Source organism: Agrobacterium sp. InxBP2 (assembly GCF_026191755.1).
Classification (GTDB): Bacteria; Pseudomonadota; Alphaproteobacteria; order Rhizobiales; family Rhizobiaceae; genus Agrobacterium; species Agrobacterium pusense.
Genome location: NZ_JAINDY010000033.1, coordinates 451,667 through 464,720 on the forward strand (window position 1 = coordinate 451,667; position 13,054 = coordinate 464,720).

The 13,054-nt window shown below is 59.5% G+C and carries 11 protein-coding genes; 9 read left to right on the top strand and 2 right to left on the bottom strand.

The genetic code is table 11. The features are described from left to right. Positions 1-124: 124 nt before the first annotated feature. Positions 125-2,599, top strand: a complete 2,475-nt coding sequence (locus tag K7A42_RS20090) for a ComEC/Rec2 family competence protein (protein WP_282455749.1) — start codon at positions 125-127, stop codon at positions 2,597-2,599. A gap of 19 nt (positions 2,600-2,618) precedes the next feature. Here K7A42_RS20090 and K7A42_RS20095 read toward each other — a convergent pair whose 3' ends face one another. Both K7A42_RS20095 and lexA read right to left on the bottom strand, forming a co-directional pair. Then, positions 2,619-3,296, bottom strand: coding sequence for a glutathione S-transferase family protein (locus K7A42_RS20095; RefSeq protein WP_282455750.1), 678 nt, complete (start codon positions 3,294-3,296; stop codon positions 2,619-2,621). A gap of 252 nt (positions 3,297-3,548) precedes the next feature. Next, positions 3,549-4,271 (bottom strand): transcriptional repressor LexA, encoded by a 723-nt coding sequence (gene lexA, locus K7A42_RS20100; protein WP_045534120.1) that lies wholly within the window; start codon positions 4,269-4,271, stop codon positions 3,549-3,551. Between the two features lie 314 nt (positions 4,272-4,585). On the opposite strand from lexA, the gene K7A42_RS20105 reads away from it, so the two are divergent. The 8 genes from K7A42_RS20105 to K7A42_RS20140 all read left to right on the top strand — a co-directional run bounded on the left by K7A42_RS20105 (position 4,586) and on the right by K7A42_RS20140 (position 13,010). Next, on the top strand, positions 4,586-5,467 hold the full coding sequence (locus K7A42_RS20105) for a VOC family protein (RefSeq protein WP_282455751.1): 882 nt from the start codon (positions 4,586-4,588) through the stop codon (positions 5,465-5,467). Beyond that, entirely contained in the window at positions 5,464-6,309 is an 846-nt protein-coding gene (gene kdsA, locus K7A42_RS20110; RefSeq protein WP_037089144.1) for a 3-deoxy-8-phosphooctulonate synthase, read from the top strand. Before K7A42_RS20105 ends, kdsA begins: the two co-directional genes overlap by 4 nt. Positions 6,310-6,446: 137 nt before the next feature. Continuing rightward, positions 6,447-7,721 carry a phosphopyruvate hydratase gene (eno, locus tag K7A42_RS20115; RefSeq protein ID WP_022556098.1) on the top strand — a complete coding sequence of 425 codons (1,275 nt, stop codon included), beginning with the start codon at positions 6,447-6,449 and terminating at the stop codon, positions 7,719-7,721. Between the two features lie 293 nt (positions 7,722-8,014). After that, on the top strand, positions 8,015-8,332 hold the full coding sequence (locus tag K7A42_RS20120; protein WP_004441601.1) for an FtsB family cell division protein: 318 nt from the start codon (positions 8,015-8,017) through the stop codon (positions 8,330-8,332). A 153-nt stretch (positions 8,333-8,485) separates the two neighbouring features. Then, positions 8,486-9,529: a pyruvate dehydrogenase (acetyl-transferring) E1 component subunit alpha gene (pdhA, locus tag K7A42_RS20125; protein WP_004441604.1), complete on the top strand. Its 1,044-nt coding sequence runs from the start codon at positions 8,486-8,488 to the stop codon at positions 9,527-9,529. A gap of 17 nt (positions 9,530-9,546) precedes the next feature. After that, on the top strand, positions 9,547-10,968 hold the full coding sequence (locus K7A42_RS20130; protein ID WP_035208868.1) for a pyruvate dehydrogenase complex E1 component subunit beta: 1,422 nt from the start codon (positions 9,547-9,549) through the stop codon (positions 10,966-10,968). 14 nt (positions 10,969-10,982) lie between these two features. Next, on the top strand, positions 10,983-12,353 hold the full coding sequence (locus K7A42_RS20135) for a pyruvate dehydrogenase complex dihydrolipoamide acetyltransferase (protein WP_282455752.1): 1,371 nt from the start codon (positions 10,983-10,985) through the stop codon (positions 12,351-12,353). A 12-nt stretch (positions 12,354-12,365) separates the two neighbouring features. After that, positions 12,366-13,010 (top strand): SGNH/GDSL hydrolase family protein, encoded by a 645-nt coding sequence (locus K7A42_RS20140; RefSeq protein ID WP_006697549.1) that lies wholly within the window; start codon positions 12,366-12,368, stop codon positions 13,008-13,010. Positions 13,011-13,054: the final 44 nt, after the last annotated feature.

Sequence of the window (13,054 nt, forward strand, 5' to 3'; positions counted from 1 at the left end):
GTTGCTTTTGGCCTCGTCGATCGAAGCAATTCAATCTCGGTCAACGCGCGGTTAAAGGAAAGCATTGCAATCTCGGGCGTCCCTCTGCAAACCTGTTTACAGTGCGGCAGGGGCGCGGCGCAGAATGCTTGGTCAAGGCGAAAAACAGCATTTCGGATATGCCGAAACGATGCAGGGAAACGCCCCCGGCACGGTGGATATCCTGTTTCCGCTGCAGCGGACCGTCGCCGTCGCGATCCCTGTTCTGCCGCCTCTGGTCGACAGGCCCGAACCCGGCGTTTCCGTTTCTCGAAAAGTTGCCGTCTGGCTGACGGAAGAACGCGCATTCGGGCACGATTTTCTTTTCGTACCCGTTGTCATCGGTTGCGGAGCGATCCTCTGGTTTTCTCTCGACACCGCGCCTTCCTTGCCCCTTCTGATCGTCGCATTTTTAGTCGCGGCCCCACTGGCGCTTCTCAACCGATACCGCCTTGATACGGTGGGAAGGGCGTGCAGCCTTGTCGCCCTCTTGTTGCTCGGCATGCTTTTTGCGGAACTGGAAACCCGCCGTGCGGCGACCATCCTTCTGGACACGCCGGTCACCACCACGCTCACCGGCAAGGTGGTGCGCCGGGAAGTGGATGCTCGGGGCGACTGGCGGTATCTGGTGCAGCTCCACTCCACTGAAGCGCCGTCACTAACGCGTCTGCCGGGGAGGGTGTCGCTCCTTGCGCGCGGTGGCGGCGACGCCCTGCCCATCGGCGCGACCATACGCGGCAAGGCACGGCTCTCTCCACCGTCCGGACCGGCTTTGCCGGGATTGAACGACTTTGCCTTTTCATCCTATTTCCGGGGCATCGGCGCGACAGGCTTTTTTTACCAGCCGCCCCAGGCGGTGGCGACGGCGGACCTTGGGGCCGAGGGTTGGCTGGAGATGGCCGACATGTGGCTTTATCGCCTGCGTGCCGCCATCGCCGAGCGCATTCGCACGACGATCGGCGGCGACGCGGGTGCCTTTGCTGCATCCATCGTCACCGATGAGAGACAAGCCATATCGCCGAAAACCATGGAGGCGCTGCGGGTCTCGGGGCTGGCTCATATCGTTGCCATATCCGGGCTCAATATGGCTTTGGCATCAGGCATCTTCTTTGTCGGCATGAGGCTCGCATTCAGCCTGTTCCCAGCCTTTGCCCAGCGATGGCCGGTCAAGAAGATATCCGCCTTCGCAGCGCTCCTGATGACACTTTGCTACTATCTGATTTCCGGTTTCGCAGTTTCCGCAGAGCGGGCCTGGCTGATGATGTCGGTGATGCTGATTGCGGTGCTCTTCGATCAGCCCTCGCTCAGCCTGAGAAATGTTGCGCTCTCCGCCCTCGTGATACTGGCGCTGTCCCCGTCCGAAGTGATGGGTCCAAGCTTTCAGATGTCTTTTGCCGCAACGATCGCGCTTGTTTCTGCCTATGCGGCCTGGAGCCGATGGCGCATTGACCGCGAGCGTCTTTTTAGGGGGCGAAAACCGGCTTGGGTGACGGTGGCGCAAACGGCAGGTGCGGTGATCGGCGGCGTTATCACAACGTCGCTGATCGGTGGGCTTTCGACAGCAATCTATTCTGCCGAACATTTCCAGCGTGTCACCACCTATGGACTTTTTGCCAATCTCGCCGCCACCCCGCTCATGTCGCTGATCGTCATGCCCTTCGGTTTGATTGCCATGCTGCTCATGCCGTTCGGGCTCGACGCGCCATTCCTGAAGGTCATGGGCCATGGCATGGCGCTGGTCATAGAGGTCGCGGACGAAGTCGCCTCCTGGGGTGGCAGCGCCGCGACCGGACGTCCGCATGGCTGGTTCATCGGCATCGCCTCGGCTGGCTTCCTGCTGCTGACCCTGCTGCGCAGCCGCCTTGCGCTTTTGGGCATTCCGCCTTTGCTGCTTGCCTTCGGCCTCTCGGCAGCGACATCTCAGCGCGATCTGCCCGATCTCCTCGTTCATGAAGACGGTTCTCTGGTCACGCTTCTGGACGGGAACAAGGTTTACGCCACAAAAACCCGGCCGCATGGCTTCATCTATGACCAGTGGCAAAGGGCGCTGCTGCTTCCGGAGAAACCGCTCGCGCCCGTTATCCTCAGACAAGACGTTCCAACCGCGTCCGGCATCGCACTCACCAGGAAATCAAAGCTCACGCGGGACGAAATAAAGGCTGTGGGACGAGACATGGCGGCTGCGTTGAAGGATGCAGCGCCTGGAATTTTTACATGCAAGTCAGGTCGCTGGTGCGTGGCGCGTGCGGAAAGCGGCGAATGGATCATCGTACTGGAAGACGGCCGCCTCGCCGGAAAAGCATGTGACATTGCCGACATCGTCATTGTTTCCCGCAGAACGTCGTTTGCACAGTGTCGCTCGGGCGCGTTACTCCTCAACCGCGACATATTGCGGCGCATCGGTTCCGTGGAGATAGACTTCGCGAGGAGCGATCAGCCCGGCGTTGTCGGTCGGCTACGGGCGTCGACCGCGGGCGCAAACCGCCCGTGGAGTGAACATCGATATTATGACTGGAAAACCGGACGTTTCGACCGGGAATTGCCTGAAACGATCACCCGTCTGCTGGCGGCGTCGCAATGATCGCCACCAGCGAGGATCGTCAGGCCTTTGCGCGTAGATCCGTCGTCAATTCGCCAATTCCGGCGATCTCCTCTTCATGTGCCGCGTCACGCCAGGTCTCCTTCAGTCCCGCCTCATACCATTCGCGCATGGAAGGCAGAGCGAGCAGTCGCTCACAATAGGCTTTTGCCGCAGGAGAAAGGTCTGCGCCATACGTCTGGAAACGGAATGCCACAGGGCAGTAGAAGGCATCCACCGCCGTGAACTTCTGACCGGCGAGATAGGGACCACCGAAATTCGACAGGCCCTCGCTCCACAACGCATCGACACGCTTTATATCCGCCGCAAGCCCGGCATCGCTGAGGTTCGGTCTGACACGAACGCCAACGGACATGGGGTAGAGATTGCGAAGGGACGAAAATCCCGCATGCATTTCGCTTGCTGCCGACCGCGACCAGGCTCTCGCATGCTTGTCGCTTGCCCATACCCCTTGATGACGTTCGGCAAGATATTCGGCAATCGAGAGTGACTCCCAAATCGTCACGCCATCATCGACAAGGCAAGGCACCTTGCCAGTTGGGGAAAAGGTGGAGAATGACACGCCTTCACCAAACGGGACGAGTTTCTCCTCGAAGGCGATACCGAGCGTACGCATCAGGACCCATGGCCTCAGCGACCAGGAGGAGTAATTCTTGTTGGCGATATAAAGATCGTACATTGCGGGTCTCCTGACTGTGAAGCGGGTTTTTATACCAGCGGCCCGGCCCGGAATATCGCAAAGAATCCATCGCTCCCATAACGCCAATTGATGGGTGGGGCGCCATCCCTGCCGACGTCCTCTGGCAAAGCCGCCTTCGCCGCCATTAAAAAGAAAAGGCGCATCACTCGAGTGGAATGACGCGCCGTTCATCTTGAAGGCCTGGTTTATCGCTCATCGACCGCTCCGGCCTTATCCGGACCGGCAGCAGCATCAATGATACCGGCGGATCAGCCCTACCAGCTTGCCCTGGATTTTAACCCGATCAGGTCCGAAAATGCGGGTCTCATAGGCAGGGTTTGCGGCTTCAAGTGCGATCGAGGCGCCTTTGCGACGGAAGCGCTTCAGCGTCGCTTCCTCGTCATCCACCAGCGCCACGATGATATCGCCGGGATTGGCGGTGTTACCGTTGCGAATGATGACGGTATCGCCATCGAAGATGCCGGCCTCAATCATCGAATCGCCCTTGACCTCGAGCGCGTAATGTTCGCCCGAGCCGAGCATGTCCACCGGAACCGCCACGTCATGCGTATTGTTCTGAATGGCTGAGATCGGCACACCGGCAGCGATCCGGCCCATGACGGGCACGGTTGCCGCGCCTGCTATGTCGTTCGCAGGCGCCTTGGGAGCAGGGGCGGGCTCGGGCATCTTGGGCTTGCCGAGACTGCCTTCAATAACGCTCGGCGAGAAGCCCCGTTGCGGCCTCGAGCCGGGCACATAGGCCTCCGGCAGCTTGATCACTTCAAGCGCTCGCGCCCTGTTAGGTAGCCGGCGAATGAACCCGCGCTCTTCCAGGGCAGTGATCAGCCGGTGGATGCCGGATTTGGAGGCAAGATCGAGTGCGTCCTTCATTTCATCGAAGGAGGGCGGCACGCCGGACTCTTTCATTCTTTCATGAATGAAGAGAAGCAATTCCTGCTGTTTGCGCGTGAGCATGAGGAAAACACCCTTGAGAATCGTCGTTGAAGTCGCGAAACAAATACAGAACGAACACTATATGTTCCATATGTGTTCCGCAATCCCCTAAAATTTCGTGAAGGATGCGCCTCCGATCGTGATTTGATCTTAGGGACAACGCCGAAGCGGAAACGATGACTGACGGGCGGGATGCCGTCGCTTTCTTGAACTCCAGCCTTTGCCGATACAGGCATCGACGCGCAGGCCCGTCATTTGCATTCCCGGCGCCCTTCGTGCTTTTGTCAGCTTCAATACCCGGCATCTGCGCCGGGCGCGTCAAAAAGGCAAGATTTATGGCTGACAGGCATCGCGTCGATCATCTCGTTCTGCCCGTTCGGGACCTTGCGGTAGCGGCCGCGCGGCTCAAGGTCCTTGGCTTTACGGTCGCGCCACAGGCTCTCCATCCTTTCGGCACGGAGAATGCCTGCGTCTTCTTCAGGGATGGCACCTATCTGGAGCCTCTGACAGTTACTGACCGGGTTAGCTATATCGCGTCGGTCGAGAGAGGTGATGTTTTCACCGGCAGGGATCAGGCATTCCGGCGATCGTACGGACAGGAAGGTTTTTCTGCCCTTACGGCCTCCACCGCTGACGCTCGTGCCGATCACCGGAGATTCGTGGCGTCCGGCGTATCGGCCGGCGAGGTCTTCGAATTTTCGCGGCCTATGCAAATGCCGGACGGATCGTCAGGCGAGGCGGCGTTCCGGCTTGCCTTCGCGGCAAGCGGATCGGCTGCGGATTTCTTCCTCTTCAGTTGTCAACGCCTGCAGGCACTGCCGGGGGACCGCGCTGCACTGGAACGTCACCAGAACGGAGTTCTGGGCCTTTGCGAGATCGTGCTGTGTTCCGGTAAGCGGAGTGACACTCACTTGATCGAAACGGTTTTCGGCTGCAACGGCGTTGTGTCTCCGGATGGTGATGTCGTTTTCGAAACCGGCAATGCAAGGGTGAGGCTGAGCGGAAGACCCGCCCTTTCTGGCGTTGACCCGAAGGCTACGGGAAAAAGCGGTGAGGGCCTGCGCGGCATGGGCGTTGTCTTTTCCGTTGACGATCTTGCCGTGACAGCGACGGTACTTGCTGCTAATGGCGTGTCCAGCGCAGAAGCGGGCGGCCGTCTGGTGGTGCCCGCAGCACCCGGACAGGGCGTCGATTTCGCCTTCGAGGAAAAAAGATGAGCGTCACGAACAATCTCAAAGTCACCGCCGGCCAGGGCGCCAGCAAGGTTTCCTTTTGCAATAGCGAGCGTTTTTCACTGATCGCCGGCCCCTGCCAGATGGAAAGCCGGGAGCACGCCTTCATGATTGCGGGCGTCTTGAAGGAGCTTTGTGACGGGCTCGGAATCGGCCTCGTTTACAAGTCATCCTTCGACAAGGCGAACCGCACCTCGCTTTCCGGCAAGCGTGGCATCGGTCTGGACAGTGCCATGCAGATATTTGCCGATCTCAAGAAGGAATTCGGCTTTCCCGTCCTGACAGACATTCACACCGAAGAACAGTGCGCCATCGTTTCCGAAGTGGTGGATGTGCTGCAGATCCCGGCCTTCCTCAGCCGTCAGACCGACCTTCTCGTTGCCGCCGCAAAAACCGGCCGTGTCATCAATGTCAAGAAAGGCCAGTTCCTGGCGCCATGGGACATGAAGAACGTGCTCGCCAAACTGAATGAAAGCGGCAACCCCAATGTGTTGCTGTGCGAACGCGGCGCGTCCTTCGGCTACAATACGCTGATCTCCGACATGCGTTCTCTACCGATCATGGCATCCCTCGGCGCACCTGTTGTCTTCGACGCCACCCACTCGGTGCAGCAGCCGGGCGGGCAGGGCGGTTCCACCGGCGGTCAGCGGGAATTTGTCGAGACGCTGTCTCGCGCAGCTGTCGCCGTTGGTGTCGCAGGCCTCTTCATCGAGACCCATGAGGACCCGGACAATGCGCCTTCTGACGGCCCGAACATGGTTCACCTGAAGGATATGCCGAAACTGCTCGAAAAGCTGCTGGCCTTCGACGCCATCGCGAAAGCCTGAGCGGCGGGCGCGGTGCCGTGCCAATCGATTTTAAATGGCGGTGGTTCCCTTTCTACGGCCTGCCGTCATTGTAATTTCTTCGCCATCGTCTAAGACAGGCGACGGAAAATATCTGTTCCATTCCCAAGGGAGAGACCATGACTGCCATTACCGATATCATCGCGCGCGAAATCCTCGACAGCCGCGGCAACCCGACCGTTGAAGTCGATGTGTACCTCGAAGACGGCTCCATGGGCCGTGCAGCCGTTCCGTCGGGCGCCTCCACCGGCGCGCATGAAGCGGTTGAGCTGCGCGACGGCGGCAAGCGTTATCTCGGCAAGGGCGTGGAAAAGGCTGTTGAAGCCGTCAACACGGAAATCTTCGACGCCATCGGCGGCTTCGATGCTGAAAACCAGATTCAGATCGACCAGATGATGATCGCGCTGGACGGTACCCCGAACAAGTCGCGCATCGGCGCCAACGCCATTCTCGGCGTTTCGCTCGCCATCGCCAAGGCTGCTGCCGAAGCCTCCGGCCTGCCGCTCTACCGCTATGTGGGCGGCCCGAACGCGCATCTGCTGCCGGTTCCGATGATGAACATCATCAACGGCGGCGCCCACGCCGACAACCCGATCGACTTCCAGGAATTCATGATCCTGCCGGTTGGCGCAGAAAACATCCGCGAAGCCGTGCGCATGGGTTCGGAAGTGTTCCACACGCTGAAGAAAGAGCTCTCCGCGCAGGGCCACAACACCAATGTCGGCGATGAAGGCGGTTTCGCCCCCGGCCTCGAAAGCGCGCCTGCCGCGCTCGATTTCATCATGAAGTCGATCGAAAAGGCCGGTTACCGTCCGGGCGAAGACATGTATGTCGGCCTCGACTGTGCATCGACGGAATTCTTCAAGAACGGCAAATACGTTCTCGAGGGCGAAGGCCGCACGCTGGAATCGGGCGCCATGGCTGAATACCTTGCTGACCTCGTTGCCAAGTACCCGATCATTTCCATCGAAGACGGGATGGCTGAAGACGACTGGGACGGCTGGAAGACATTGACCGATCTCATCGGCAATAAGTGCCAGCTGGTCGGCGACGATCTCTTCGTCACCAACTCCGCGCGTCTTCGTGACGGCATCAAGATGGGCGTCGCCAACTCCATCCTCGTCAAGGTCAACCAGATCGGTTCGCTTTCCGAGACGCTGGACGCGGTCGAAACCGCCCACAAGGCCGGCTACACCGCCGTCATGTCGCACCGTTCGGGCGAGACCGAAGATTCGACCATCGCCGATCTCGCAGTTGCCACGAACTGCGGTCAGATCAAGACCGGCTCGCTTGCCCGTTCCGACCGGCTCGCAAAGTACAACCAGCTGATCCGTATCGAGGAAATGCTCGGCCCTCAGGCTGCTTACGCCGGCCGTTCAATCCTGCGCGGTTAATTTGCGTTCGGGTTTCTGGGCCCGCTGTCTTGCGGGCAGAGGTGGTGAAAAACGCATCTACATATGAGATGTCATCCTCGGGCTTGACCCGAGGATCCACCACGGTACGTTTTTGGATCCTCGCCTCAAGGGCGAGGATGACGGTGGGGAGGGCAGGTCCCCCACCAATCCAGCCCGCCCTCCGGCGGGCTTTTTCATGCCCAATTGCCGATTGGAATTTAAGGTCAACGGATAGTTAAACAATCCGCTCTAGTCTCAGACTCACGTTACGCGTTTTGAGGCATCTCTCCGGCATGTGGACCAGGCATCATAAAAAGAGACGATTCGGTCGGCTGATCGTTCCAGCCATTACCATCGCTTTTCTTTCCTACTTCGGTTATCATTCGATCCATGGTGATTTCGGCCTTCAGGCAACGGAGCGGCTGGAACGGCAGCGTATTACCCGGACGGCGGAGCTTGCAAAGCTGACACAGGCGCGCGTGGCGCTGGAGCGTCAGGTGGAACTGTTGAGTGACGGTTCGCTTGAGCGGGACATGATCGACGAGATTTCCCGGTACCAGCTGAACATGTCCCGAACGGACGAAATCGTCATCATGAACACATATTTCTGATTAACCGAGATTAGGTTAATTCAACATTTTTGATTTATTCACAGCATCTTAGCGTGAATATGTGCCATGCGTTTAAAGCATTGCTGCATGGCGCTTTCTTGCATATGGTACGCGCCACTCTATCCATTCAAACGGCAACTCAGGGAGGGATGAATGGCGCCGCGAAAATCAGCGACCGTATCCGGCCGCAAGACAACGGCAAAGTCCGCAACCGAATTCACCGGCAAGAACAGCCCCGACTTCTCGAAGGAAGAAGAGCTTCACGCCTATCGCGAGATGCTTCTGATACGCCGTTTTGAAGAAAAGGCCGGCCAGCTCTATGGCATGGGCTTCATCGGTGGTTTCTGTCACCTCTATATCGGCCAGGAAGCTGTCGTCGTTGGCATGCAGATGGCTCAGAAAGAGGGCGACCAGGTCATCACCGCCTATCGCGACCATGGTCACATGCTCGCCTGCGGCATGAGCGCCCGTGGCGTCATGGCCGAACTGACCGGCCGCAAGGGCGGTCTGTCTAAGGGCAAGGGCGGCTCCATGCACATGTTCTCGAAAGAGAAGCATTTTTATGGTGGTCACGGCATCGTCGGTGCCCAGGTGTCGCTCGGCACCGGCCTCGCATTCGCCAACCGCTATCGCGGTAACGACAACGTCTCCGTGACCTACTTCGGTGACGGCGCGGCGAACCAGGGCCAGGTCTATGAGAGCTTCAACATGGCCGCTCTCTGGAAGTTGCCGATCATCTATATCGTCGAAAACAACCGTTATGCCATGGGCACCTCGACCGCCCGCGCCACCGCCCAGTCGAACTATTCGCTGCGTGGCCAGTCCTTCGGCATTCCAGGCATTCAGGTGGATGGCATGGATGTGCGCGCCGTCAAGGCAGCAGCCGATCAGGCGCTGGAACATTGCCGTTCCGGCAAGGGTCCGATCATTCTGGAAATGCTGACCTACCGTTACCGCGGTCACTCCATGTCCGACCCGGCGAAATACCGTTCCAAGGACGAAGTGCAGAAGATGCGTTCGGAACACGATCCGATCGAGCAGGTGAAAGCACGCCTTCTGGAGCAGGGCTGGGCCAGCGAAGACGAACTCAAGGCCATCGACAAGGATGTCCGTGATATCGTTGCCGACAGCGCCGACTTCGCCCAGAACGACCCCGAGCCGGATGCGTCCGAGCTCTACACCGACATTCTGCTCTGATCGGGAAAGGGAAACCCATGCCTGTAGAAATTCTTATGCCCGCCCTTTCCCCGACCATGGAGGAAGGCACGCTTTCCAAATGGCTTAAAAAGGAAGGCGACAAGGTCACCTCCGGCGACGTGATCGCGGAAATCGAAACCGACAAGGCGACCATGGAAGTGGAAGCCGTGGATGAAGGCGTCATCGGCAAGCTGCTGATCGATGCAGGCACCGAAGGCGTCAAGGTCAACACCCCGATCGCCGTGCTCATCCAGGAAGGCGAAAGCGCCGACGACATCTCTTCCTCTGCCAAGAAGGAAGAGCCGAAGGCCGAAGCTGCCAATTCCGGTTCTGATGCCGCTGGCGGCAAAACCCGCGAAGCGACCGAAGAGCCGAGCGCTTCCAAGGAAGCCGCGAAGGTTCCGGCAGCGCCCAAGATCGACGTTGCCGCTGACCCGGACATTCCGGAAGGCACCGAAATGGTGATGACGACGGTGCGTGAAGCGCTGCGTGACGCCATGGCCGAAGAAATGCGCGCAGATGAAAAAGTCTTCATCATGGGTGAAGAAGTCGCCGAATATCAGGGCGCCTACAAGATTACCCAGGGCCTGCTGCAGGAATTCGGCGAGCGCCGCGTCATCGACACCCCGATCACCGAACACGGCTTTGCCGGCATCGGCGTCGGCGCAGCCATGACCGGCCTGAAGCCGATCGTCGAATTTATGACCTTCAACTTCGCCATGCAGGCGATCGACCAGATCGTCAACTCGGCAGCGAAGACCCTGTACATGTCGGGCGGCCAGATGGGCGCGCCGATGGTGTTCCGTGGTCCTTCGGGTGCTGCTGCCCGCGTTGCGGCCCAGCATTCGCAATGTTACGCCGCATGGTACAGCCATATTCCGGGCCTCAAGGTCGTCATGCCCTATACGGCTGCCGATGCGAAGGGTCTTTTGAAGGCCGCCATCCGCGATCCGAACCCGGTCATCTTCCTCGAGAACGAAATTCTCTACGGCCAGAGCTTCGAAGTGCCGAAGCTCGATGATTTCGTGCTGCCGATCGGCAAGGCGCGCATTCATCGCAAGGGCAAGGACGCAACCATCGTTTCCTTCGGCATCGGCATGACCTATGCGGTGAAGGCTGTTGCGGAACTCGAAAAGCTCGGCATCGACGTCGAACTGATCGACCTGCGCACCATCCGCCCGATGGACCTGCCGACCGTTATCGAATCGGTGAAAAAGACAGGTCGTCTCGTCACTGTCGAAGAAGGCTTCCCGCAGTCATCGGTCGGTGACTTCATCTCCAACCAGGTCCAGCGCGCTGCTTTCGATTATCTCGACGCGCCGATCCTGACGATTGCCGGCAAGGACGTTCCGATGCCCTACGCGGCGAACCTCGAAAAGCTGGCTCTGCCCAACGTCGATGAAGTCGTTCAGGCCGTCAAAACCGTCTGCTACAAGTAAGGGGAGGCGTTTCGATGCCGATAAACATCACCATGCCTGCCCTTTCCCCCACGATGGAAGAGGGCAATCTGGCCAAGTGGCTGGTCAAGGAAGGCGACAAGGTCGCACCCGGTGACGTGATCGCCGAGATCGAGACCGATAAGGCGACCATGGAAGTGGAAGCCGTCGACGAAGGCACCGTTGCCAAGCTGGTCGTTCCGGCCGGCACGGAAGCCGTCAAGGTCAATGCCCTCATCGCAATCCTCGCCGCCGATGGCGAAGATGTGGCCGAGGCGGCAAAGGGCGGCGATGCCGCTCCCGCCAAGGCTGAGGCAAAGACGGAGGCCCCCAAGCAGGACGCCGTCAAGGCGGAAGCGCCGAAGGAAGAGGCTGCCCCGGCGAAGGCTGAAAAGCCGGTTGCCGACCAGACCGCTGCCTCGTCCACGCCAGCGCCGGTTTCCAAGTCCGGCGAGCGCATCTTCGCTTCGCCGTTGGCACGTCGTCTCGCCAAGGAAGCCGGTCTCGACCTTTCGGCCGTTTCCGGTTCCGGCCCGCATGGCCGTATCGTCAAGACCGACGTCGAAAAAGCTGCTGCTTCCGGCGGTGCAAAGGCTGCTCCCGCCGCTGCTGCATCCGCAGGCACACCGGCTCCGGCGCTTGCCAAGGGCCAGTCGGACGAAGCCATTCTCAAGCTGTTCGAAGAAGGCTCCTATGAGCTCGTGCCGCATGACGGCATGCGCAAGGTCATTGCCAAGCGTCTGGTCGAATCCAAGCAGACCGTTCCGCATTTCTACGTTTCGGTCGATTGCGAACTGGATACGCTTCTGGCGCTGCGCGCCCAGCTCAACGCCGCTGCCCCTGAAAAGGACGGCAAGCCGGCCTACAAGCTGTCGGTCAACGACATGGTCATCAAGGCGCTGGCGCTGGCCCTTCGTGACGTGCCCGACGCCAACGTCTCCTGGACGGAGAGCGCCATGGTCAAGCACAAGCATTCGGATGTCGGCGTCGCCGTTTCCATTCCGGGTGGCCTGATCACGCCGATCATCCGCAAGGCCGAACAGAAGTCGCTCTCCACCATCTCCAACGAGATGAAGGACTACGGCAAGCGCGCGAAAGAGCGCAAGCTGAAGCCCGAGGAATATCAGGGTGGCACGACCGCCGTGTCCAACATGGGCATGATGGGCGTGAAAAGCTTCTCCGCCGTCATCAACCCGCCGCATGCCACCATCCTGGCGGTCGGCGCGGGTGAAGAACGCGCTGTCGTCAAGAATGGCGAGATCAAGATCGCCAACGTCATGACGGTCACGCTCTCCACCGACCACCGTTGCGTCGATGGCGCGCTCGGAGCCGAACTGATCGGCGCCTTCAAGCGCTACATCGAAAACCCGATGGGCATGCTGGTTTGATCGGAGAGTGAGATGGTGAAGTCGGTCCTCTGCTTTGGCGATTCCCTAACCTGGGGATCAAATGCGGAAACGGGTGGCCGGCACAGCCATGACGATCTTTGGCCGAGCGTCTTGCAGAAGGCGCTCGGTCCTGACGTGCATGTGATTCACGAAGGTCTGGGTGGTCGCACCACCGCCTATGACGACAACACCGCCGATTGCGATCGCAACGGCGCGCGGGTTCTTCCGACGTTGTTGCACAGCCATGCGCCGCTGGATCTGGTGATTATAATGCTCGGCACCAACGACCTGAAACCGTCAATCCATGGATCGGCGATCGTTGCCATGAAGGGTGTCGAACGGCTGGTGAAGCTCACGCGCAACCACATCTGGCAGGTGCCGGACTGGGAGGCGCCTGACGTGCTGATCGTCGCACCGCCGCAGCTGTGTGAGACGGCCAATCCGTTCATGGGCGCGATCTTTCGCGATGCGATCGATGAATCGGCGATGCTGGCGTCCGTTTATCGGGATCTGGCCGACGAGCTTGATTGCGGCTTTTTCGATGCGGGTTCCGTCGCCCGAACGACGCCGGTGGATGGCGTTCATCTCGATGCTGAAAATACGCGGGCCATCGGGCGGGGGCTGGAGCCCGTCGTCCGCATGATGCTCGGACTTTAAGAACAATTCCCGGTCGTGGCGCTGCTCGCGACCCGATAGGACAA

What these genes read in the sequence shown, in the direction of transcription:
- K7A42_RS20090 (WP_282455749.1), top strand. Translation starts at nt 125, where the DNA reads ATGCTTGGTCAAGGCGAAAAACAGCATTTCGGATATGCCGAAACGATG.
- K7A42_RS20095 (WP_282455750.1), bottom strand. Translation starts at nt 3,296, where the DNA reads ATGTACGATCTTTATATCGCCAACAAGAATTACTCCTCCTGGTCGCTG.
- lexA (WP_045534120.1), bottom strand. Translation starts at nt 4,271, where the DNA reads ATGCTCACGCGCAAACAGCAGGAATTGCTTCTCTTCATTCATGAAAGA.
- K7A42_RS20105 (WP_282455751.1), top strand. Translation starts at nt 4,586, where the DNA reads ATGGCTGACAGGCATCGCGTCGATCATCTCGTTCTGCCCGTTCGGGAC.
- kdsA (WP_037089144.1), top strand. Translation starts at nt 5,464, where the DNA reads ATGAGCGTCACGAACAATCTCAAAGTCACCGCCGGCCAGGGCGCCAGC.
- eno (WP_022556098.1), top strand. Translation starts at nt 6,447, where the DNA reads ATGACTGCCATTACCGATATCATCGCGCGCGAAATCCTCGACAGCCGC.
- K7A42_RS20120 (WP_004441601.1), top strand. Translation starts at nt 8,015, where the DNA reads ATGTGGACCAGGCATCATAAAAAGAGACGATTCGGTCGGCTGATCGTT.
- pdhA (WP_004441604.1), top strand. Translation starts at nt 8,486, where the DNA reads ATGGCGCCGCGAAAATCAGCGACCGTATCCGGCCGCAAGACAACGGCA.
- K7A42_RS20130 (WP_035208868.1), top strand. Translation starts at nt 9,547, where the DNA reads ATGCCTGTAGAAATTCTTATGCCCGCCCTTTCCCCGACCATGGAGGAA.
- K7A42_RS20135 (WP_282455752.1), top strand. Translation starts at nt 10,983, where the DNA reads ATGCCGATAAACATCACCATGCCTGCCCTTTCCCCCACGATGGAAGAG.
- K7A42_RS20140 (WP_006697549.1), top strand. Translation starts at nt 12,366, where the DNA reads ATGGTGAAGTCGGTCCTCTGCTTTGGCGATTCCCTAACCTGGGGATCA.